This window comes from Pseudomonas sp. BF-R-30 (assembly GCF_019956175.1).
GTDB classification, from domain to species: domain Bacteria; phylum Pseudomonadota; class Gammaproteobacteria; order Pseudomonadales; family Pseudomonadaceae; genus Aquipseudomonas; species Aquipseudomonas jessenii.
The window spans coordinates 93,126-116,163 of record NZ_JAHBDE010000001.1 but is presented as its reverse complement, the minus strand read 5'-3'; the positions used below and the strand labels follow the sequence as shown (position 1 = coordinate 116,163).

Genomic DNA, 23,038 nt, shown 5'->3' with positions numbered 1-23,038 from the left:
ATGAAACCCGCACGTACCACGTCTTGTGAATCACTGTTTTCGCTGGCCGCCGCATTGAGTCTGCCCATGATCGCCCCCAGCGCCATGGCCGACTTCATCGGCGACAGCAAGGCCCGCATTGATATGCGCAACCACTACATCAACCGCGACTTCCGTCAGGACAACGCGCCGCAATCCAAGGCCGAAGAATGGGCCCAGGGATTCACTGCGCGCATCGAGTCCGGGTTCACCGACGGCACCTTCGGTTTCGGTCTCGACGCACTGGGCGAACTGGGGATCAAGCTCGACTCCAGTCCCGACCGTCGTGGCACCGGGCTGCTGCCGTTTGGCCCACAGAGCCATGAGCCCGACGACGAGTACAGCGAACTGGGCCTGACCGGCAAATTGAAAGTATCCAAAAGCGTGTTGAAACTCGGCACCCTGCAACCCTTGTTGCCAGTGGCCACCTACAACGACACACGCCTGCTGGGTTCGACATTTGAAGGTGGCTTGCTGACCAGCCAGGAAATCGACGGCCTGACGGTGAATGCCGGACGCCTGACCAAGGCCAACCTGCGTGACTCCTCCAGCAACGATGACATCGGCTACGCCGCCGCCACCAGCGATCACTTCGACTTCGGCGGCGGCACCTACGCGTTCAGCCCGCAACTGAATGTGAGCTACTACTACGGCAAGCTCGAACAGATCTATCGCCAGCAATTCGCCGGACTGGTGCATACGCAACCGTTGGGCAACGGCTTCAACCTGCGCAGCGACCTGCGTTATTTCGACAGCCGGGGCGACGGCGCCGAACGGGCCGGGCGCATCGACAACCGCAACTTCAACAGCATGTTCACGGTGTCCCACGGTGCCCACAAGGTCAGTGCCGCCTACCAGCAATTGTCTGGCGACAGCGCCTTTCCGTTCCTCAACGGCGGCGATCCGTACGTGGTCAACCTGGTGACTTTCAACACCTTCACCCGCGCCGACGAGGATTCCTGGCAACTGCGTTACGACTATGACTTCGCGGCGCAAGGTATTCCCGGCCTGACCTTCATGACCCGCTACACCGACGGTCGCCACGTCAAGGCTGGCACCGTCGACAACGGTCGCGAATGGGAGCGCGACACCGATATCAGCTACGTCGTCCAGAGCGGTGTGTTCAAGAACGTCAGCCTGCGCTGGCGCAACGTGACCTTCCGTTCCGGCAATGGCTTGACTACCGCCCTCGATGAGAACCGGCTGATCGTCGGTTACACCCTGGCGCTTTGGTAATTCCGAAAGGCGCGGTCGCCACCGCGCCACAACCCTTCATAACCAGGAGCAATCGTGATGTCCTCTTCACCTGCACTGCATGCCCCCACCCTGCAAAGCTTCATCGCCGGTCGCTGGATCGGCCAACACGGCGCGCAGGTCCTGCGCAGCGCCATCGACGGCCATGAAATCGCCCGCACCCACGAAGAGCGTCCGGACTTCGCCGAAGCCATCGAGCACGGCCGTCGCCAGGGCATCAGCGGCTTGATGGCGCTGGACTTCCAGCAGCGCGCCCAGCGTCTCAAGGCCCTGGCCCTGTACCTGAGCGAGCGCAAGGAACAGCTCTACGCGATTTCCCACCACAGCGGCGCGACCCGCGCCGACAGCTGGATCGACATCGAAGGCGGCAACAGCACGCTGTTCACCTACGCCAGCCTCGGCTCCCGCGAGCTGCCGTCGGGCAACATCGTCCACGAAGGCCCGGCGATGCAGCTGAGCAAAATGGGCACCTTCGCCGGTACGCACATTCTGGTGCCTCGCGGCGGCCTGGCGGTGCACATCAACGCCTTCAACTTCCCGATCTGGGGCATGCTGGAAAAGTTCGCCCCGAGCTTCCTCGCCGGCATGCCGTGCATCGTTAAACCCGCCAGCGCCACCAGCTACCTGACCGAAGCCGTGGTGCGCCTGATGGACGAATCCGGCCTGCTGCCGGCGGGCAGCCTGCAACTGATCATCGGCAGCACCGGCGACCTGCTCGACCGCCTGCAAGGCCAGGACGTGGTGACCTTCACCGGTTCCGCCGACACCGCGGCCAAGCTGCGGGTCAACCCGAACCTGATCCGCAATTCGGTGCCGTTCAACGCCGAAGCCGACTCCCTGAACTGCGCCATTCTCGCCCCGGACGTGACCCCGGATGACGAAGAGTTCGAGCTGTTCATCAAGGAAGTCGCCCGGGAAATGACCACCAAGGCCGGGCAGAAATGCACCGCCATCCGCCGCGCCATCGTCCCGGCCAAACACATAGATGCCGTGGCTACCCGCCTGCGTGATCGCCTGCCCAAAGTGGTGGTCGGCGACCCGTCGGTGGAAGGCGTACGCATGGGCGCACTGGCGTCTCACGATCAGCAGAAAGACGTGGCTGAGCGTCTGGAAAGCCTGTTGCAGAGCAGCGATATGCTGTTTGGTGCCCGCGACGGTTTCGAACCCCGTGGTGAAAACGTCGACAAAGGCGCGTTCTTTGCCCCGACCCTGTTGCAGGCCCGTGACCCCCATGCCGAGGGCGGCGCCCACGATATCGAAGCGTTCGGCCCGGTCAGCACGCTGATGGCCTACGACGATCTCGACGAAGCATTGGCCCTGGCTGCACGCGGCAAAGGCAGTCTTGTCGCCAGCCTGGTGACCAAGGATCCGCAAATCGCCGCCAAGGCCATCCCGGTCGCGGCTGCCTGGCACGGCCGCTTGCTGGTACTGGATCGCCACTCTGCCGGCGAATCCACCGGTCACGGCTCGCCGCTGCCACAACTCAAGCACGGCGGCCCGGGGCGTGCCGGTGGCGGCGAAGAACTCGGCGGCCTGCGCGCGGTGAAACACTACCTGCAACGCGCGGCGGTACAAGGTTCGCCGACCATGCTGGCGGCGGTCACCGGCGAGTACGTGCGCGGGGCCAAGGTCATCGAAACCGACGTGCATCCGTTCCGTCGCCATTTCCAGGACCTGCAGATCGGCGAGTCGCTGCTGACCCACCGCCGCACCGTCACCGAAGCAGATCTGGTGAACTTCGGCTGCCTGTCGGGCGACCACTTCTACATGCACTTCGACGAGATCGCAGCCAAGGAATCGCAATTCGGCAAGCGCATCGCCCACGGTTACTTCGTGCTTTCGGCGGCGGCCGGGCTGTTTGTCTCCCCCGCTCCGGGGCCGGTACTGGCCAACTATGGCCTGGACACCTTGCGCTTCATCAACCCGGTAGGCATCGGCGACACCATCCAGGCGCGCCTGACCTGCAAACGAAAGATCGACCAGGGCAAGAAGAGCCCGCAGGGCATCCCGCAAGGGGTGGTGGCGTGGGATGTGGAAGTGATCAACCAGTTGGGTGAACTGGTGGCCAGTTATGACATTCTGACCCTGGTGGTCAAACGCGAAGATTGATCAGGTTTTCTGGTTGGCCACAAATCTCGTGATCAACCAGCAACCCCTGTAGGAGCGAGCCTGCTCGCGATGGAGGTCAACGATAACGCGGGCAGTCTGACTGAACGCGCTGTCTGGACGTTCTTCGCGAGCAGGCTCGCTCCTACAGGGGTTGAGGTGATCCAGGTGTCAATTGGCGTAGGACATTTCTGTTTTTCCTAGGCTTCGGACATGCCCGTTGTCCCTCATCCACAACCCACCGTCCCCGTTTTGCAGATATTCATTGCGCAGGTCCTAGGACATTTCCGGGCAAGGTCTTCGGAGATTTCCTTCGAATTGCGGCGATCCGCATGAACTGGTTTGAAAGGTGCTCAATCGATAGTCTTTGGTGGTCACTGAATTTCAGTGGCGGGGTGTAGGAACCTCCAGTTTCCCTAGTACCACGTTGGCGCCAATTACCTGGTTTGCGGCCGTTGTAATGCGTCCGTAAGATCAGCTGCGGCGGCTATGTACGGGCACGCTTCGGCGTGGTCGAGGTGCTAGGGACTCGATATTCCTACCCCGTACATGGCTGCCACCCTAGCCCGTAGGAAGGCTTTCGGTAGCTTCGATTTTCCTTTCCTAGAGTTAGAAACCATGAAAACCATTCATCCCGATCCACCCTACGAAAAACCAACCCCACACCCCGACAATCGCTTCATGGCACTCACCAGCAATTGCAGTGAAATGCCCACCCTCTTCGTCGACACCCACGCACCGCTCGACGTCCTGATGGACGCCGCCAACTACCGAATCCGCGCCGTCACCCAATTGCTGGAAAACCTGTCCATGCGCGGTTCGATCGAGTGCGATTCCTTCATCCTCAGCGACTTTTCATTGCTCTGCGCCATCCCGTTGCGCGATGGCTGTGATGTGCTGGATGTGGTCGGGCGACGGTTGCGGGCACTCTGACCAACCCTGTAGGAGCGAGCCTGCTCGCGATGGAGGCCAACGATAACGCGGGCGGTCTGACAGAACGCGTCATCTGGACGTTCTTCGCGAGCAGGCTCGCTCCTACAGGGGTATCGGTAGGCCAAAAATTCTGGTTAGTGCCTGCGCAACCACTCGATAAACAGCGCAAACAACTCCGACTGCGAACCCACCTCCAGTTTCAGGTACAGGTTCTTGCGGTGCATGCGCACGGTTTCCGGTGAAATGTTCATCTGGCTGGCCGTGGATTTCACCGAATGCCCGCGCAACACCATATGCGCCACTTGCCGCTCACGCTCAGTGAGCAAGTCGCTGCCGAAATGCTCGAACGCCGACTGCACCCGGTGCTTGAGATCATCGCGCATGCCCTGGTCTTTATCGCACTGGATCTCGCGACTGCGCAGCATGCCCCGTTGACTGAATTCGCTGATGAATTCGCGCACCAGCGGTTCCACGGCGCGCAGCAGATTCAGCTGTTCGGCGCTCAGGCATTCACCGCCGAAACCCTGATAGAGGCTGACGGAAATCTTCGTGTCATTGCCGATATCGACAATGTAGTAGCTGTCTTCCGAGCAGCCCGCCTTCAGGTAATAGGATTTGTAGTAGTCACTGTCGAAGAAGTTGTCCGGGGCAATCTCCTCCAGGTGATAGAAGCCTTGCGCCAACCCCTGCTCCACCGCCAGGCAGAACGGGTCGAGCAAATAACCCCCGGCAAAATAGCGCTCCAGAATCGAGACCTGATACTCCTGCGCAATCCCGCGCTGATGCAGCAACTGGGGCGCGCGGTCCTTACGCTCCAGGCTGATCATCATCGACTCGACGGACACCAGTTGCGCCAACGCCGACGCCAGGTGTTGCAAAGCGTCAGGCTCATCGATATGGGCGAATGCCTCGCGCATTCCCCCATGCCATTTGTGCAATGCCCCGAAGGGCACCGCGATCAGCGTATCGTCGTCTGGTTTGCTCATGCCCCGCAGTCTAGCGGCTGGACACGCCCTTGGTAACAGCCTGACTGACGAAATCATTGGCCCGCGTACTGTCCGCTCGCTTCAAGCTCGGCGGCCACTTCCAGAATGCATGTGCGCAAGGTCTCGACGATTTCATCGACCTGGACAGACGTCAGGATCAACGGTGGCGACATGACATTGAGGTGCATGATCGGCCGCACCAGCAAGCCCCGGGCCTGGGCCCGCACGTGGATTTTCTCGCCGATGTTGATCTCGTCGGGGAACAGCGCCTTGGTGCGTTTATCGGCGACGAACTCCACGCAGGCCATGAGTTTCTGGCAGCGCACATCCCCCACCAACGGCAAGTCCCGCAGGGTGGCCAGGCGCTCCTCCAGATAAGCCCCCACCGTGTCGACATGGGCCAGCAGGTTTTCCCGCTCGATGATTTCGATGTTCTTCAGCGCCGCCGTGCAGCACACCGGATGCCCGCTGTAGGTGAAGCCGTGGGTGAAACAGCGGCCCTTGCCCGGCTCGGCGATGACTTTCCAGATGCGCTCGGAAAAGATGCACGCGCCCAGCGGCAGGTAGGCCGAGGTCAGGCCCTTGGCGGTGGTGATGATGTCGGGCTGCACGTCGAACACCTCATAAGAGGCAAAGAACTTGCCCAGGCGACCGAACGAAGTGACCACCTCGTCGGCGACGAACAGGATGTCGTAGCGCTGGCAGACGTCCCACATGCGTTTGAGATAGCCCCGGGGCGGAATGATCACCCCGCCGGAGCCCATGATCGGCTCGGCGAAAAAACCGGCAACCTTGTCCGCGCCAATCGAGAGGATCTTGTCTTCGAATTCCTTGACCAGGAACTCGAGGAACTGCGCCTCGTCCATGCCATCGGGTGCGCGGTACGGATTCGGGTTGGAGACGTGGTGGATCAGCGGGTTGGCGTAGTCGAACTCCGGCACCCGGTCGGCGGCCTTGTTGCCGATCGACATGGTCAGGGTGGTGGAGCCGTGATAGGCGTTGAACCGGGCGATGACGTGCTTCTTCTCCGGTTTGCCTCGGCAGTTCTGGTAGTACTGGATCAGCCGGTACGCGGTGTCCACGGCGGTGGAGCCGCCGGTGGTCAGGAACACATGGTCGAGGTCGCCGGGGGCCAGGCTGGCGAGTTTTTCGCACAGCTCGATGGCGACGTTGTTCGACATGTCGGAAAACGGGTTCGAATAGGCCAGCTGACGCACCTGGTCGGCGATGGCCTCGGCCATTTCCTCACGACCCAGGCCGATGTTGGTGCACCACATGCCGCCCACCGCATCGAGAAAGCGGTTGCCCTGGGTGTCGTAGATATAGGCGCCGTTGCCTGCGACGATGTTCAGCGAACCCTGTTCGGCGTGTTCGTCGAACACGTGATAGCCGTGCATATGGTGAGCCTTGTCGGCCTTGACCAGCCGGGACTCGTCCGCTGGGGAAAAAACGGTGCGTGTTGGCGTCGCCATAAATAAACCTCTAACCGAATTGACTAACGTTCGAACAAATCAGATGCCGCTTTTCACGGTGCTCCAGACCCGGGTAATCGCCCGCATGTCCTTGGCGTTCTGGGTCTTCTGCGGAAACAGCCGCTCGCGAGTTTGCGCGTCGGGGTAAATCGCCGGGTTGTTGCGCACATCGGCGCTCAACAACGGCGTGGCCGCGGCGTTGCTGTTGGCGTAATTGATGAAGTCGCTCACGTCCGCCATCACCTGCGGCTGCATCAGGTACTCGAGAAACTTGTGGGCATTGGCGACGTGGGGTGCGTCGGCCGGGATGTACAGGTTGTCGAACCAGATCAGCGAGCCTTCCTTGGGGATGAAGTAGGCCAGGTCGATCTTCTTTTTGGCTTCTGCGGCGCGGGCCATGGCGGTGGCGTAGTCGCCGGACCAGGTCATGGCCATGCACACGTCGCCGTTGGGCAGGCTGGTCAGGTAATTGACCGAGTCGAACTTGCGGATGTACGGCCGCACGGACAACAGCAAGTCCTGGGCGGCTTTCAGATCTTCCGGTGCGGCGCTTCTCGGATCACGTCCCAGGTACTTCAGGGCCATGGGAATGACTTCGGTCGGGGCATCGAGCAGGGTCACGCCGCAGTCGGCGAAGCGCGAGACGATCTTCGGATCGAAGATCATCGCCAGCGAGCCGATCGGCGCGTCCGGCATGCGTTCCTTGATCTTGTCGACGTTGTAGGTGACACCGTTGCTACCCCAGGTATAAGGCGCCGAGTACGTGGTGCCCGGATCGTACCCTTGCAGATCCTCCAGGACTTTCGGGTCCAGGTTGGTCCAGCCCGGCAGCTGTTTCTTGTCCAGCGGCTGGAACACCTTGGCCTTGATCAGCGGTGGCGCCAGGGACGCGTTCAACACGATCAGGTCATAACCGGAGTGGCCGGTGAGCAATTTGGCCTGCACCGTTTCGTAGGCATCGAAGGTGTCGTAGATGACTTTGATGCCGGTGGCCTTTTCGAAGTCGGCCACGGTTTTTTCACCGATGTAATCCGCCCAGTTGTACAACCGCAGCGTATGGCTGTCGTCCACTTGAGCGGCGTAGGCATTCAATGTCAGCGATACAACAAACAGACTGGAAATCACCTTAAGCAGCGTCTTGCCCATAGCAAATGCACCTTATAGCGAGTTCGGCTCTGGATGAGCGGATGCCGCCACTATTGGTGGATTCGCTGGGCGCGGCCATACCCCGAATGGGTGTGTGTCGCTTTTTGGGCACACCGGCATGGCAAAAAGCGGCAGTGCAGTTGACCCGTTTTGCCATAGATCCGGGGTTTGTCCGGCGCTTAAAGTGGCAGCCCTGAACCGACCCTGCAGAGCCTGCGATGACCGACCTGATCAAACACGAGCAACGCGACGGCGTGTTGACGCTGACCATCGACCGCCCGGACAAGCTCAATGCGCTGAACAACGCCATGTACACGCAACTGGCCGAGCTGTTGCTGGCCGCCGACGAAGACCCGCAGACCGGCGTGATCATCATCACCGGTGGCCCGGCGTGCTTTACCAGCGGCAATGACCTGGTGGATTTCCTCCAGCACCCGCCGACTCATCTGGACGCCCCGGCGTTCCACCTGATGAAGGTCGTCACGCGCCTGCAAAAACCGCTGATCGCGGCAGTCTGCGGTGCGGCCATCGGTATTGGCACCACATTGCTGCTGCATTGCGATCAAGTACTGGTCACCCGCAACGCCAAGCTGCGCATGCCGTTCGTCAACATCGGCCTGTGCCCCGAATTTGGCGCCAGCCTGTTGCTGCCACGCCGGCTCGGCCATGCCCGTGCCGCGAGCCTGCTCCTGTTGGGCAACGGCCTGGACGGCAACGAAGCGGTGGCCTGGGGCTTGGCCAACGAAGCCTTCGATGACGGCGAACAATGCCTGGCGGCGGCGACAAAAATCGCCCAGCGCTTTCTGGCCATGCCCCAGCAAGCCTTGCGCCAGTCCCGGCTGCTGATGAAACAGGCTTGCCTGGCCGAACTGGAAACCACCCTGCGCGAAGAAAACACGCTGTTCATTCAGCGCCTGAATACCGACGAGGCGAAAACCGCCTTGAACGCCCTGCTCAATCGCAGTACAGATAAGAATCCACCGAAAGGAAACCAGCCATGAACACTCCAGAAATCTACGTCGTCAGCGCCGCCCGTACCGCCATCGGTACGTTCGGTGGCTCGCTCAAGGATGTGCCACTGGCCGACCTCGCGACCACGGCCGTGAAAGCCGCCCTGGAGCGAGCCGCCGTGGACCCGGCGCTCGTTGGCCATCTGGTGATGGGCAACGTGATCCCGACCGAAACCCGCGATGCCTACATCTCCCGCGTCGCGGCGATGAACGCCGGCATCCCGAAGGAAACCCCGGCCTACAACGTCAACCGCCTCTGCGGTTCGGGCCTGCAAGCGATCATCAACGCCGCCCAGACCCTGATGCTCGGCGATGCCGACATCGTCGTCGGTGCCGGTGCCGAATCCATGAGCCGTGGCCCGTACCTGATGCCGGCCGCCCGTTGGGGTTCGCGCATGGGCAACGCCCAGGTCATCGACTACATGCTCGGCATCCTGCATGACCCCTTCCATGGCATCCACATGGGCATCACCGCCGAGAACGTCGCCGCGCGCAACGGCATCACCCGCGAAATGCAGGACGCCCTGGCTTTCGAAGACCAGCAACGCGCGGCCCACGCGATTGCCAACGGCTACTTCAGCGAGCAGATCGCGACTGTGGAGATCCAGGATCGCAAAGGCGTCAAACTGTTCAGCGTCGACGAACATCCGCGCGCCACGTCCCTGGAACAGCTGGCAGCAATGAAGCCGGCGTTCAAGAAGGACGGTTCGGTCACCGCCGGCAACGCCTCGGGCCTGAACGACGGCGCCGCCGCACTGGTCATGGCCAGCGGCAACGCGGTCCAGGCCAATAACCTGAAACCCCTCGCCCGCCTGGTCAGCTACGCCCACGCCGGCGTTGAACCGGAACTCATGGGCCTGGGCCCGATCCCGGCCACCCGCCTGGCGCTCAAACGCGCCGGCCTGACCGTCGCCGACCTGGACGTGATCGAAGCCAACATCGCCTTCGCGGCCCAGGCCTGCGCCGTCAGCCAGGAACTGGACCTCGACCCGGCCAAGGTCAACCCGAACGGTTCGGGTATCGCCCTGGGCCACCCGGTGGGCGCGACCGGCGCAATCATCGCCACCAAGGCCATCCACGAACTGCACCGCACCGGCGGCCGTTACGCGCTGGTGACCATGTGCATCGGTGGTGGCCAGGGGATTGCGGCGATTTTCGAGCGCGTGTAAGCAATAGCTGTAAAAAAGGCCGGTGATCATCCAGATCACCGGCCTTTTTCATTCCAGCAGACCAGTAGCGAATCCCTGTGGGAGCGAGCCTGCTCGCGATGGCGGCCGTTCAGTCGGCAAAGATGTTGCCTGACACACTGCTATCGCGAGCAGGCTCGCTCCTACAGTCGTTATTCTTCGAATTCAACATCTGACCTCCTCTCATTTATCACCTGACGACCGGCAGCAAAAACTATTTGCCACAAAATATTACATTCGTCATATTATGATCATCATAATTAACCGCCGCCCCCACAGGTAATCCTCCATGACCAGCATGCCCACCGTTGAACCCGACCTGGCTGCCCCGGTGACTGCCGCCAAACCTCCCCTGCTCAAACGCCTGTTGTTGCCAACACTGGGCATCGCGGCACTGGTGCTGGCCGGTGTGTATGGCACGCATTGGTGGACTGCCGGACGTTTCATCGAGGAAACCGACGACGCCTACATCGGCGGCGATGTGACGGTGATCGGGCCGAAAGTGGCGGGCTACATCGACGAAGTACTGGTGACCGATAATCAGAAGGTCAAGGCCGGCGACGTACTGATCCGTCTCGATTCCCGCGACTACCGCGCCCACCTGGCCAAGGCCGAAGGCGCAGTGGCCGCCCAGCAGGCCCTGCTCGCCAACCTTGACGCCACCGAGCAACTGCAACAGGCCGTCATCGGCCAGGCCCGTGCCGGCATCGACGCCGCCGGCGCCGAAACCGCCCGTTCGCGGGATGACGATGCCCGCTACAAAAAACTGGTGATCACCAACGCCGTCTCGGTTGAAAGTGCCCAGCGGGCCAATACCACGTTCAAGACGGCCCAGGCCCAAAGCAACCGCGCCCAGGCTGAATTGCTGGCCGCGCAACGCCAGTTGAATGTGATCGACACCCAGAAACAACAAGCCCGCGCCGCCTTGATCCAGGCGAAGGCTGAGCGCGACCTGGCGCAATTGAATGTCGACTACACCGAACTGAAGGCACCGGTTGACGGTGTGATCGGCAATCGCCGGGCACGGGTCGGCGCCTATGCCCAGGCCGGCTCGCAATTGCTCTCGGTAGTGCCGACCAGCGGTCTGTGGGTCGATGCCAACTTCAAGGAAGACCAACTGGCGCACATGGTGCCGGGGCAACGGGTGGTGATCCGTGCCGACGTGCTGTCGGGGCAGGAATTCCACGGTCACCTGGACAGCCTCGCCCCCGCCAGCGGTTCGCAATTCAGCGTATTGCCGCCGGAAAACGCCACCGGCAACTTCACCAAGATCGTGCAGCGGGTGCCGGTGCGGATTCACCTCGACCCGGCCGACAGTGTGCTCGGCCACTTGCGTCCGGGGTTGTCGGTCACCGCTGAAGTGGACACCCGCAAGGCGCCTCAAGCGCCAGCCGTGGCCAGCGCGCCATGAGCCGTGCCCTCGCCGCCCCGGCGCAACCGTTCAATGCCGCGAACATGGCGACGGCGACCAAGGTTTTCGCCTTCGCCAGCATGTGCATCGGCATGTTCATTGCCCTGCTGGACATCCAGATTGTCTCGGCTTCGTTGCGTGACATCGGCGGCGGGCTTTCCGCCGGCACCGACGAAACCGCGTGGGTACAAACCAGCTACCTGATCGCCGAAATCATCGTGATCCCGCTGTCCGGTTGGCTGTCGCGGGTGTTCTCGACGCGCTGGCTGTTTTGCGCATCGGCGGTGGGTTTCACCCTGGCCAGCCTGCTGTGCGGCATAGCCTGGAACATCCAGAGCATGATCGCCTTCCGCGCCCTGCAAGGGTTTCTGGGCGGCTCGATGATCCCGCTGGTGTTCACCACGGCCTTCGTGTTCTTCACCGGCAAACAACGGGTGATCGCCGCCGCGACCATCGGCGCAGTGGCGTCCCTGGCACCGACCCTGGGGCCGGTGATCGGTGGCTGGATCACCGACATATCGTCCTGGCACTGGCTGTTCTACATCAACCTGGTTCCCGGCATCTTCGTCGCCGTGGCCGTGCCGATGCTGGTAAAAATCGACCAGCCGGAACTGTCGCTGCTCAAAGGCGCGGATTACTTGAGCATGGTGTTTCTGGCGCTGTTCCTTGGCAGCCTGGAATACACCCTCGAAGAAGGCCCGCGCTGGAACTGGTTCAGCGACCGCACGATCCTGACCACCGCGTGGATCAGTGGCCTGGCCGGGCTGGCGTTCATCGGCCGGACCTTGCATGTGGCCAACCCGATTGTCGATCTGCGCGCCTTGAAGGACCGCAATTTCGCCCTCGGTTGTTTCTTCTCGTTCGTCACCGGCATCGGCCTGTTCGCCACCATTTACCTGACACCGCTGTTCCTCGGCCGAGTGCGTGGCTACGGAGCGCTGGACATTGGTCTGGCGGTTTTCTCCACCGGAGTGTTCCAGATCATGGCGATTCCGCTGTATGCCTTTCTGGCCAATCGCGTCGACCTGCGCTGGATCATGATGTTCGGTCTTGGGCTGTTCGCCTTGTCGATGTGGGATTTCAGCCCGATCACCCATGACTGGGGGGCCAAGGAGTTGATGCTGCCGCAAGCCTTGCGCGGGATTGCCCAGCAATTGGCGGTGCCGCCGGCGGTGACCTTGACCCTCGGCGGCTTGGCGCCGGCACGGCTCAAGCATGCGTCGGGGTTGTTCAACCTGATGCGCAACCTGGGCGGGGCCATCGGCATTGCAGCGTGCGCGACCATCCTCAACGACCGCACCAACCTGCATTTCACCCGGTTGGCGGAGAACCTCAACAGCACCAACGAGGCGCTCAACCAATGGCTGTCCCAGGTCGGCAACAACTTCGCCGCCCTCGGCCAGAGCGGTGACGCCGGGGTCACCGCCAGCCTGCATCAACTATGGTTGCTGACCTACCGCGAAGCCCAGACGCAAACCTATGGCGACGCGTTCTTGATGATCATGGTCTGCTTCATTATCGCCACGGCGATGGTGCCTTTGATGCGCAAGGTACAACCACCGACCGCGCCGAGTGCCGACGCTCATTGATGCTTGTGCGGGTCAGGCCTGAGGCATTTTGCGAAAGCCGATGGCCAGACGGTTCCAGGCGTTGATGGTGGTGATGGCGACGGTCAGGTCGACCAATTCCTTGGCATCGAACTGCGCGGTAGCCAGTTCATAGTCTTCGTCCGGGGCATGGGTCTGGCTGATCAGGGTCAGGGATTCGGTCCAGGCCAGTGCGGCGCGTTCACGCTCGGTGAAGAACGGCGTTTCGCGCCAGGCCGACAGTGTCGCCAGGCGACGCTCGGACTCACCGCCCTTGCGTGCATCGGCGCTGTGCATATCCAGGCAGAAGGCGCAGCCGTTGATTTGCGAGGTGCGCAGCTTGACCAGTTCAATCAGGTTTTTTTCCAGCGGCAGCTTCGACACCGCTGTTTCCAGGGCGATCATCGCTTTGAGGGCATCAGGGGAGGCAGTGTAGAAATCGATACGGGGTTGCATGGCATGCTCCAGGGCAGGTGGGTGTGTCACTACGTTAGTCCCCCGACCGTTCTACACAAATAGCCAATATTCCAAAAGTCGAGGAGGCCACTGACGGCAGGCGTGAAAAAGTGTGAAATGAGAATTTCCGGCACTAGGTCACGACCACTGGATTGCGATCATTTCTTAATTGCACTCAGGCCAAGGATGCCCGATTTGAGTATCTGCTCGCCATGTCGTCCGCCGACCAACCTTTAAACCAGCAAATCCATAACCTTTACAGCGAACACCACGACTGGCTGCAGCTTTGCGTGATACTGACGCCAGCCTGCGCCTGCTCAGCGACACTCTGCCGTTGAACATCAGCCGCATGACGCGGTATTGGTTGTCGGTCGAGCCGAGGATCTTGGGCGGTCAGATTGATGTGGTTTCGGTAACTGTGGGTTCTGATGGAGCCTGTATTTGCAGCATCGCCTATATCGCTTTCGCGAGCAGGCTCGCACACATCAACTCTGCATTGTTCACGCGTTCGTTGTGCGAGCCCGCTCGTAATCCGCGGAGGGACCATCGATTGTCGGACCAGAAACACTACGTCAGGAGAAACTGCGACTGCCCACAATCTTTGGCATCATCTGGCTCAGGACTCCGCCGCAACCTTCGGCCAGTAGCTGGCCAGACTCAATCTACGCGGCTCATTGTGGATCGCATGCTGTACAAGTCCCGTTTGAATCCATCGACCGTTGCCGTCCGCCTCGATATTGCTACGCGAAGGCTCCCTATGCATGACACTGACGGTATCGCCAAAATTCAACGGCAACACTATCGACTCCGATTCCGCCAAAACATCGCCACGGAGCTCGCGAAGATAACGGATTTCACCACTGGCCGAGGTCAACACAACAGACAAATACACAGAAGCAAAATATGGGTGAGGGATGATCTGAAAGACTTCAAATTTAACTGTGCGATCATTGAAATCAAATTTTACGTAGCCGATTGATTGATCTGAAATGCCATTTAGTGACCAGCTAACTCTCGACCCACCGACACCATCATTAACTGCGGGACGAATAAATTCAATTTTCTTATAGCGCTCTAGTAGTTCCTCCCGCACTGGCCCCGCAAACAAATTTATCGCCCTTTTAAAATCCTCTTTCAATGGAAAATCGTCACGAAGAACAAGATGAGGAGAGCGTTCAAAAATTGCAGCCACTCGCTCCATCTCTACCTTCAAGTTCTCACCGGCGTCGGTGGCTATAACCGCATTGACAAGACCGCGCTCAGTAATTTTAAGAACATTATTCACAGCACTAACATCAAACACCGCAGAGGCCGAACTATATGACACATCAACCCCCATTTCCTTGTGCATTATTTCGATAGTAAAACCCGGAGAAATCGCCAACTCACGATGAAGCAACTCGGTATTATCGCCCACCATTTGCAAATTAAAAACAACATTACCTTGCGCATTTTTAACCGTCAGCGCAGCATAAACAACGCCGACAAAATAGGCATGTGGTTTTTTTTGCACTACGTCAATTATCAGACGACCTGCAGATAGATTTACCTGAACACTACAAAAAACTGTAGAACCCACCCCCCTTAAATACAAGCTCTGATCAACAAGGCCGCTACCCATCTTTTCATCATAAATACAATCAACTACTTTAGTTACTGGTGAGACCACCACATATGATATTGCCCCTTGATATGTTCCCTCTCCGCCAAACGGTAGATGCAACCTGTAAATCCCCACCGGCAAATCTCGCAAATAAATCTGTCTTGCATCAATTCTTACAACCCTGACCTTATCGCTACCCGAACTTAAAACAAAAGTCTTTCCGAAAACCTTATCAAAAATATCCGCATTGAAATTAAATATAACTCCCCCTTTCATCCCCGCAATCAACAACTGACTTGTACTTATCAAATGCAACGGACTCCTGACCCCGAGCATTTCCTGAAGTGGCTTCACTAAATATGGAGCAATCAAATAGAGCGGATAAACGGGTATTGAACCACTAAATGCGTTCTCGAAAAATTGCCGCCTGGAAAGAGGTGCCTTAACGTATTCCATAAACGCAGAAATATCCGAGTTTCCGATATCGACCACCACACTGCTCAACAAATCCATAGTCGGGTAGTCTTGAGGGTTAAACCCAGCCTCGTTACTGAGTCGACGATAGCGCTTATAAAATTCGGCAACACCACGCTCGCCCATTCTCCAGACGATTAGCAGATAAAAAAACATTATTAAATGCCCATCACCTCCAACTGTATCAAGTCCTTGAGCAAATACGCGCCGGGCATCTTCGTAGACTTTTTCCTCCTTAACCACCCCCGGACTAAACAGCCACCCATCGCGATAAACAGCGTCCCCCATAAATTTCTCCTGAAACAAATGAGACATAACATTGTTCCAGATTTCACCCATATTTACCGAGCTATACCCGAAGAATCCACCTTCATAACCATGAGTTATCTCATGCAAACAACCCCAGTTTGTAGCCTCAGGGTCAAGCCAGAATGCAGCCACGGAGTCCGAGGATTCGGCGGTCCAGCTTTCGCCATAATAAGCAGCACCCGCACCAGTTTTATCAGCCTTCATAAAATAGCGATTGGGGATATTTTTATTCTCTGGCGTTGCCGAGTCAAATGAAATACCTACGAGACCATTAAAATATTCGAACACAGTCTCATAGTAATCGGTCACGCTCTGCAAGCCACGCTCCACTTGCAAATTTCTTACAACCTCTTTGTCTTTTTTTGGAATTAAAATATTCGCATACTTGCAGTTAAACAATGCATATTCAGCATCTAACGAATCCCACAACCCAATAAACTCTGAATCCGCCACTCCCTGCGTATAGATCGGAAGAAAACTCCACCCTCCTTTTACTTCAACCTCAACCTCAGCCAATTCACCTGCGCTATCCGTATACCGTGTACTCACAAATGGTACCGAAGGTACACTTGAAACCAACTCGCGCCATTCGTTATTTATTTCTGCTTGCAGTTCAGTTCTGCTGTCATCATTGAGCAAACTCAACACATGGCCGACACTGGAGCCTGGAGCTTTCTGTCGAAATCGAATCGTCGCCCCGGGCGCAATTATAATACTCAATGTTTTCCGATCGTGACGACACCCCTTATCCAGACCTGCATTAATGAACCAGTCAGGACGCTCTAGACTGAAGTATGGCAATACAACCGAGAAAACACTTTGATCATACATAGCATTCACCCTGTCAGAAAAATATCTGAAATGAATCTACACACGATCAGCAGCACAGCATACTGACAGAAATGACAGTTTCTTAGATCAATAATTTAAATGCATCGCAAAACACTACATACGCGGTTATAAAGGAAATATCGTACTATCACACTACACTGAACCGAAATGTGCTTGCTCGCAATCCTCGTATCGACTCGTCACACTCCCTCACGCCCGCTTGAGCAACCAGCGCAAAAACCCTTTCTTCTGTACGACCACCGGCACCTCCTGCGTCAGTGTCTGCGCCTTGTGCAAACGGAAATCCAGCAAGGTCTTCATGGCATCGTTGATGTCGTGACGGGCAGCCAGGCACGGTTTGAGGTATTCCTTTTCAATGCGGTAAAGCGCGCACGGAGTTTTCGCCGCAAACGCGGCGGGCACCGAACTGTCTTCCAGGATGCCAGCCTCGCCGATCACTTCGCCCGGCCCCATGCGGCCGGATTCAAATGGCGCTCCATGGCGCATCAACGTCACCGAGATCACGCCGGATTCGATAATGAACAAGTGATCGCTGACCTGCCCCGCTTCCAGGATCACCTCCCCGGCGCGAAAGGTTTGCAGGGTCATGTTCTGGCTGAAGGTGTCTTTCTCTTCCTGGCGCAAGGTGGAGAAAATCGGCGAGCTGTCGAGCAACGCGCGTTTGCGAGTCGAGTTGACCGGTGGACTGGGCTCCACGCTCGACAACAAACTGACCCCGGATGCCTGCAAGTGCCGATAGGCCAGATCGTACAGCTGGTTGCGCACTGAACGTTTCTCGTCCATCGACGCGACAAAGCCGCTGATTTCGTAGACCACTCCGGTGTTGCTGGCGGTTTTCAGGCCGACGCTTGGCGACGGTGTATCGAGCAACGCACGACAACCTTGAATGGCCCGCTCCAGGGCTTCGATCACCGTGTTCGGCCGCGTGTGGGGGCTCACTTCCAACGAAACGGAGATGCCGAACATATCGCTCGGCCGACTGAAATTGATGATCTTGGCCTTGGCTGCCAGGGAGTTGGGAATCACCGCCATGCAACCCTGGGAGGTCTGCAGGCGCGTGGCACGCCAGTCGATGTCGGTGACCCGGCCCTCCATGCCATCGATGGAGATGTAGTCATCGAGTTGATAGGGCTTGGTGGTGTTCAGGACGATCCCGGAAAACACGTCACTGAGGGTACTTTGCAAGGCCAGCCCGACGATGATCGCCAACGCACCCGACGTCGCCAGCACGCCCTTGACCGGCAGATCGAGCACATAGGCCAGGGCGGCAATGACCGCGATCAGGAAAATCACCGCTCCGAGCAGATCCTGAAGCAATCGCCCGGTGTGCCCGACCCGTTGCATCATCACCGCGCCGATCAGCACGGTCAGGGTCCGCGCGCCGAACAACCACCAGCCGATCTGCAAGCCGGTGGCCGCCAGATGCAAGGGTACGTTGTCAGCCCAGGGCGGCGGCTCCATCGGGTTCAGGCCTTCGTTGAACAACAGCAGGCTGAACAACGAAAAAATCACCACCCGTACCAATAGCCGCCAGGCGCTGCCAAGTGCACTGAGCAAGTACCACAACCCAAGATCGATCAGGATCAGCGCCATCGCGCAAATCAGCGGGTGTTCGGTGAGCAATGACAGCATCAAGCAACTCCAGCCAGGGCCAATAACGCGAAGATCGCATGGATTGGCCTCAGTGTAGGTGGAATTGATTTAGCTGGATTCTGCAATCAACACAAAAACAAATGTAGGAGCGAGCCTGCTCGCGAAGGCGGACTGACAGTCACTGCAACAGTGTCTGTTCTACCGTCATCGCGAGCAGGCTCGCTCCTACAGGGGAAGGCGTGTTGGCTGGTTTACTTGCTATTGGCCAGTGTGCTGTAGCTGGTCATCAGGTTGCGGTAATCCGGAATATGGTTGGAGAACAGCGTGCCCAACCCTTCGATGTCGTTGCGCCAGTCGCGGTGCAGTTCACAGGCCAGGCCGAACCAGGTCATCAGTTGCGCGCCCTGAGCGGTCATACGGTTCCACGCCGATTCGCGGGTCAGTTCGTTGAAGGTGCCGGACGCGTCGGTGACCACGAACACGTCAAAACCTTCGGCCAGCGCCGAAAGCGCCGGGAACGCCACGCACACCTCCGTCACCACACCGGCGATGATCAGTTGTTTCTTGCCCGTGGCCTTGATCGCCTTGACGAAATCTTCGTTGTCCCAGGCGTTGATCTGGCCCGGGCGAGCGATGTACGGCGCGTCCGGAAAGAGTGCCTTGAGTTCGGGCACCAGCGGTCCGTTGGGACCGGTTTCGAAACTGGTGGTGAGGATGGTCGGCAGCTTGAAGTACTTGGCCAGGTCAGCCAGCGCCAGCACGTTGTTCTTGAATCGATCCGGATCGATGTCGCGCACCAGAGACAACAGACCCGCCTGATGATCAACCATCAAAACCGCGGCGTTGTCCTTGTCCAGACGCTTGTAGGAAGTAGTCATTGCAGTAGTCCTCGCATGTTATCGATGCCGATTGGAAATCGGCGTGGGGTAACCGGTTAGCGCTGGGAGTCCAGCGCTTCGTGTTCGTTCGCCACTTGCTGGGCCTTGAGGTAGCTCTCGATCAGCAATTGATAATGCGGCATGGCCTGGGCGTAGACAGCGGCCCACTGCTCGGCGTCCGGGCGGTTCCACGAACCTTGCAGCTCAGAGAGCGTAGCCATGATGTCGATCGGCACCACCCCGGCCTGGGCCAGACGGGCAACGGTCAGATCAGTGGCCAGTTTCGAGTGGTTGCCGGAGGCGTCGACCACGGCAAACACCTTGTAGCCCTCATGCACGGCGGCGATGGACGGGAACGCCAGGCACACGCTGGTCAAGGTGCCGGCGATCACCAGGGTTTTCTTGCCGGTGGCTTTGACCGCCGCGTGAAACTCCGGGTTGTCCCAGGCGTTGATTTCACCTTTACGCGCCACGTACTGCGCATGGGGCGCGGCCTCGTGGATTTCCGGGATCAACGGCCCGTTCGGCCCCTGGGGAACGGAAGCGGTGGTGATCACAGGCATCTTGAGCAGGGTTGCGGCCTTGGCCAGGGCAATGGCGTTGGCGCGCAATTGGGGCACGTCCATGTCCTTGACGATCTGGAACAGTCCGCTCTGGTGATCGATCAACAGCATTGCGCTGTCGTTGGGGTCGATGGTCGGTTTCTGGCCGTTGAAGTTGGCCGCGTAGGCAGTGTTCATGTGCGTTTCCTCTTTCTTTTGGGCAACAGCCATCCCTGGCCTGAAAACCGGCCTACTCATCCTGTGTAGAGTCGGGTGTAAAAGCGTTGCGAACTAAGCGTGCATCCGGCCGAAGCGACCGGACTGGAAGTCGGCGAAGGCCTGGTGGATTTCTTGCTCGGTGTTCATCACGAACGGACCGTGACCGACGATCGGCTCGTCTATCGGTTCGCCGCTGAGCAACAGCACCACCGCGTCTTCGCTGGCTTCGAGGCTCACCTGATCGCCCTTGCGGTCGAACAGGGCCAGTTGCCCCTGGCGCACCGATTCCAGGCCGTTGACCTGAACCGTGCCACGCAGAACCACCAGCGCGGTATTGCGCCCTTCATGCAGGTCAAGGGTGAGCAACTTGCCGGCATTCAAACGAATGTCCCACACGTCGACTGGGGTGAAGGTGCGCGCCGGGCCCTTGTGGCCATCGAACTCTCCGGCGATCAGGCGCAGGCTGCCGGCGTTGTCCTTCAAGGGGATGGCCGGGATGTCACGGTCGAGAATCGTCTGGTAGCCGGGGTCGGCCATTTTGTCCCTGGCCGGCAGGTTGACCCACAGTTGCACCATCTCCAGGGTGCCGCCGCTCTTGGCGAAACCTTCGGAGTGAAACTCTTCATGCAGGATCCCCGAGGCTGCGGTCATCCATTGCACATCGCCAGGGCCGATCTTGCCGCCACTGCCGGTGGAGTCCCGGTGCTCCAGTTCGCCCTTGTAAACGATAGTCACGGTTTCGAAGCCACGATGAGGATGCCGACCAACGCCACGTCTCTCGCTGGTCGGGGTGAATTCAGCGGGGCCGGCGTGATCCAGCAACAGGAACGGGCTGATGTGCTTGCCCAGGCTGTCGTAGGAAAACAGCGTGCGAACCGGAAAACCGTCGCCAACCCAATGGGTTCGTGGACTGGTGTAGATACCGATGATGTTTTTCATGGTGTCTCCTGATGAGGTGAGTGAAGCCATGGACAAAGCTTAAAACCGTGATCTTTGCTGCGCTAGACTGCAAAAATCAGCTTTAGCGTTCTATTTGGAGAACGATGGTGGAAGACCTCAACACCCTCTACTACTTCACCCAAGTGGTGGAGCATCACGGTTTCGCCGCGGCCGGCCGGGCACTGGACATGCCCAAGTCCAAGCTCAGCCGACGCATTGCCGAGCTTGAAGAACGCCTCGGCGTGCGCCTGCTGCACCGCACCAGCCGGCATTGCTCATTGACGGAAATCGGCCAGGCCTATTACCAGCGCTGTCTGGCCATGCGGGTGGAAGCGGAAAGCGCCGCCGAACTGATCGAGCGCAATCGCTCCGAGCCTCAGGGCCTGGTGCGTGTCAGTTGCCCGACGGCGCTGCTCAATTCCTGGGTCGGGCCGATGCTGACCCGCTACATGCTCAAGTACCCGCTGGTGGAGTTGTTCATCGAGAGCACCAACCGCCGGGTCGATTTGATCCATGAGGGCTTCGACATTGCCCTGCGGGTACGTTTCCCCCCGCTGGAAAACACCGACATGGTGATGAAGGTGCTGGGCAACAGCACCCAGAGCGTGGTCGGCAGCCCGGCCTTTTTATCGCGCCTGTCGACACCGGCCTCCCCGGCCGACCTCAGCGGCTTGCCGAGCCTGCACTGGGGCGCGGCGCAGCGTGAATATCAGTGGGAACTGTTTGGCGCCGATGGCAGCACCGCGATGATCCGGCATGCACCGCGCATGGTCACCGATGACCTGTTGGCCTTGCGCCATGCGGCGGTCGCCGGGATCGGCATCGTGCACCTGCCCAGCGTGGTGGTGCGCGATGAAATCGCTGCCGGGCAACTGGTGGAACTGGTGCCGGGCTGGACACCGAAAAGCGGTGTCATCCATGCGATCTTCCCTTCGCGTCGGGGCCTGCTGCCTTCGGTGCGCACGTTGATCGATTTTCTCGGGGAAGAATTCAGCCGCAGTGATATTGCTTAAGGGCGGGGTAAGGCTTTGGACCGAGTGATGGCTATCGCGAGCAGGCTCGCTCCCACAGGGGGAATGCATTCCAAATGTGGGAGCGAGCCTGCTCGCGATGAGGCCGGTACAAACACCATCAATGCCGCAATCTGCCGATGATTCATGACTTTCGGTAAACATTGCTTTGCCAATCCAGCGGTTTTTCTCACGGATGCAGGCGCGGATACTGCCGCCCATTCCCACTGCAACCTCTGGAGTCTTCAATGTCTATTCCCGCTTTCGGCCTGGGTACCTTTCGCCTGCAAGGCCAGGTGGTCATCGATTCGGTGAGCACCGCCCTGGCGCTCGGCTATCGGGTGATCGATACCGCACAAATCTACGAGAACGAAGCCGACGTCGGCGAGGCTATCGCCGCCAGCGGCATCGCCCGGGAAGAGTTGTTCATCACCAGCAAGATCTGGGTCGCCAACCTGGCCGGTGATCGTCTGATCGACAGCTTGAAAGAAAGCCTGCGCAAACTGCAGACCGACTACCTGGACCTGACCCTGATCCACTGGCCGTCGCCGGACGATCAGGTGCCGGTCGAAGAATTCATGGGCGCCCTGCTCGAAGCCAAACACTTGGGCCTGACCCGGCAGATCGGCGTGTCCAACTTCACCATCGACCTGATGAAACAGGCGATCGCCGCCACGGGTGCCGAGCACATCGCCACCCACCAGATCGAACTGCACCCTTACCTGCAAAACCGCGAGGTCGTCGAGTTCGCACGCAGCCAGGGCATCGGCATAACCTCGTACATGACCCTGGCTTACGGTGAAGTCCTCAAGGATCCGCTCATCCAGCAGATCGCCGAACGTCTGCACGCGACACCGGCGCAGGTCACCCTGGCCTGGGCCATGCAATCGGGTTACGCCGTGATCCCGTCTTCCACTCGCCGGGCCAACCTTGAAAGCAACTTGAAGGCTCGCGAACTGACCTTGAGCGAAGCCGACATGGCGTTGATCGCAACGCTGGATCGCGGCCACCGCTTGACCAGCCCGAAAGGCATCGCACCGAACTGGGATTGAGC

18 protein-coding genes and 1 pseudogene are annotated in these 23,038 nt (G+C 59.1%); 10 read left to right on the top strand and 9 right to left on the bottom strand.

Going from position 1 to position 23,038, the window contains the following annotated elements; genetic code table 11:
* The 3 genes from KGB20_RS00385 to KGB20_RS00375 all read left to right on the top strand — a co-directional run bounded on the left by KGB20_RS00385 (window position 1) and on the right by KGB20_RS00375 (window position 4,311).
* The gene (locus KGB20_RS00385; RefSeq protein ID WP_223531699.1) at window positions 1-1,254 is read left to right on the top strand and encodes an OprD family porin; all 1,254 of its coding nucleotides are present in this window, start codon (window positions 1-3) and stop codon (window positions 1,252-1,254) included.
* Window positions 1,255-1,311: 57 nt separating this feature from the next.
* Complete coding sequence (gene paaZ, locus KGB20_RS00380) at window positions 1,312-3,381, top strand: phenylacetic acid degradation bifunctional protein PaaZ (protein WP_223531697.1); 2,070 nt, start codon at window positions 1,312-1,314, stop codon at window positions 3,379-3,381.
* A 615-nt stretch (window positions 3,382-3,996) separates the two neighbouring features.
* Window positions 3,997-4,311: a hypothetical protein gene (locus KGB20_RS00375; protein ID WP_223531695.1), complete on the top strand. Its 315-nt coding sequence runs from the start codon at window positions 3,997-3,999 to the stop codon at window positions 4,309-4,311.
* Window positions 4,312-4,445: 134 nt separating this feature from the next.
* Here KGB20_RS00375 and KGB20_RS00370 read toward each other — a convergent pair whose 3' ends face one another.
* From KGB20_RS00370 to KGB20_RS00360, 3 genes are read right to left on the bottom strand one after another with little or no spacing between them, the layout of a single operon-like run.
* A complete protein-coding gene (locus KGB20_RS00370; protein ID WP_057713971.1) occupies window positions 4,446-5,354 on the bottom strand; it encodes a LuxR C-terminal-related transcriptional regulator in 909 nt (302 codons plus the stop codon).
* Complete coding sequence (locus KGB20_RS00365) at window positions 5,351-6,769, bottom strand: aminotransferase (protein ID WP_223531693.1); 1,419 nt, start codon at window positions 6,767-6,769, stop codon at window positions 5,351-5,353. The genes KGB20_RS00370 and KGB20_RS00365 overlap by 4 nt, the downstream gene beginning before the upstream one ends.
* Window positions 6,770-6,808: 39 nt before the next feature.
* Complete coding sequence (locus KGB20_RS00360; RefSeq protein WP_223531691.1) at window positions 6,809-7,915, bottom strand: polyamine ABC transporter substrate-binding protein; 1,107 nt, start codon at window positions 7,913-7,915, stop codon at window positions 6,809-6,811.
* 218 nt (window positions 7,916-8,133) lie between these two features.
* Here KGB20_RS00360 and KGB20_RS00355 point away from each other — a divergent pair, with 218 nt between their 5' ends.
* The 4 genes from KGB20_RS00355 (at window position 8,134) to KGB20_RS00340 (ending at window position 13,112) form a co-directional block, all read left to right on the top strand.
* Window positions 8,134-8,916 carry an enoyl-CoA hydratase-related protein gene (locus KGB20_RS00355; protein WP_223503661.1) on the top strand — a complete coding sequence of 261 codons (783 nt, stop codon included), beginning with the start codon at window positions 8,134-8,136 and terminating at the stop codon, window positions 8,914-8,916.
* Window positions 8,913-10,094 (top strand): acetyl-CoA C-acyltransferase family protein, encoded by a 1,182-nt coding sequence (locus KGB20_RS00350; protein WP_223531689.1) that lies wholly within the window; start codon window positions 8,913-8,915, stop codon window positions 10,092-10,094. The genes KGB20_RS00355 and KGB20_RS00350 overlap by 4 nt, the downstream gene beginning before the upstream one ends.
* A 307-nt stretch (window positions 10,095-10,401) precedes the next feature.
* Window positions 10,402-11,523 (top strand): HlyD family secretion protein, encoded by a 1,122-nt coding sequence (locus KGB20_RS00345; RefSeq protein ID WP_223531687.1) that lies wholly within the window; start codon window positions 10,402-10,404, stop codon window positions 11,521-11,523.
* Window positions 11,520-13,112 carry a DHA2 family efflux MFS transporter permease subunit gene (locus KGB20_RS00340; protein WP_223531685.1) on the top strand — a complete coding sequence of 531 codons (1,593 nt, stop codon included), beginning with the start codon at window positions 11,520-11,522 and terminating at the stop codon, window positions 13,110-13,112. Before KGB20_RS00345 ends, KGB20_RS00340 begins: the two co-directional genes overlap by 4 nt.
* A gap of 12 nt (window positions 13,113-13,124) precedes the next feature.
* Here KGB20_RS00340 and KGB20_RS00335 read toward each other — a convergent pair whose 3' ends face one another.
* Complete coding sequence (locus KGB20_RS00335; protein ID WP_218498085.1) at window positions 13,125-13,565, bottom strand: carboxymuconolactone decarboxylase family protein; 441 nt, start codon at window positions 13,563-13,565, stop codon at window positions 13,125-13,127.
* 277 nt (window positions 13,566-13,842) lie between these two features.
* On the opposite strand from KGB20_RS00335, the pseudogene KGB20_RS00330 reads away from it, so the two are divergent.
* Window positions 13,843-13,950 (top strand): annotated as a pseudogene (locus KGB20_RS00330) (iron dicitrate transport regulator FecR); the annotation flags it as partial.
* A 231-nt stretch (window positions 13,951-14,181) separates the two neighbouring features.
* Here KGB20_RS00330 and KGB20_RS00325 read toward each other — a convergent pair.
* The 5 genes from KGB20_RS00325 to KGB20_RS00305 all read right to left on the bottom strand — a co-directional run bounded on the left by KGB20_RS00325 (window position 14,182) and on the right by KGB20_RS00305 (window position 20,974).
* On the bottom strand, window positions 14,182-16,782 hold the full coding sequence (locus tag KGB20_RS00325; RefSeq protein WP_223531683.1) for a putative mucin/carbohydrate-binding domain-containing protein: 2,601 nt from the start codon (window positions 16,780-16,782) through the stop codon (window positions 14,182-14,184).
* Window positions 16,783-16,992: 210 nt separating this feature from the next.
* Window positions 16,993-18,435: a mechanosensitive ion channel domain-containing protein gene (locus tag KGB20_RS00320; protein WP_223531681.1), complete on the bottom strand. Its 1,443-nt coding sequence runs from the start codon at window positions 18,433-18,435 to the stop codon at window positions 16,993-16,995.
* Between the two features lie 212 nt (window positions 18,436-18,647).
* Entirely contained in the window at window positions 18,648-19,274 is a 627-nt protein-coding gene (gene ycaC / locus KGB20_RS00315) for an isochorismate family cysteine hydrolase YcaC (protein WP_223531679.1), read from the bottom strand.
* A 56-nt stretch (window positions 19,275-19,330) separates the two neighbouring features.
* Complete coding sequence (locus tag KGB20_RS00310; protein ID WP_090456879.1) at window positions 19,331-20,014, bottom strand: isochorismatase family protein; 684 nt, start codon at window positions 20,012-20,014, stop codon at window positions 19,331-19,333.
* Between the two features lie 93 nt (window positions 20,015-20,107).
* On the bottom strand, window positions 20,108-20,974 hold the full coding sequence (locus tag KGB20_RS00305) for a pirin family protein (RefSeq protein ID WP_223531676.1): 867 nt from the start codon (window positions 20,972-20,974) through the stop codon (window positions 20,108-20,110).
* A gap of 104 nt (window positions 20,975-21,078) precedes the next feature.
* Here KGB20_RS00305 and KGB20_RS00300 point away from each other — a divergent pair, with 104 nt between their 5' ends.
* Both KGB20_RS00300 and dkgB read left to right on the top strand, forming a co-directional pair.
* Complete coding sequence (locus tag KGB20_RS00300) at window positions 21,079-21,987, top strand: LysR family transcriptional regulator (protein WP_223531675.1); 909 nt, start codon at window positions 21,079-21,081, stop codon at window positions 21,985-21,987.
* Between the two features lie 245 nt (window positions 21,988-22,232).
* Window positions 22,233-23,036 (top strand): 2,5-didehydrogluconate reductase DkgB, encoded by an 804-nt coding sequence (gene dkgB, locus KGB20_RS00295; protein WP_223531672.1) that lies wholly within the window; start codon window positions 22,233-22,235, stop codon window positions 23,034-23,036.
* Window positions 23,037-23,038 lie beyond the last annotated feature (2 nt).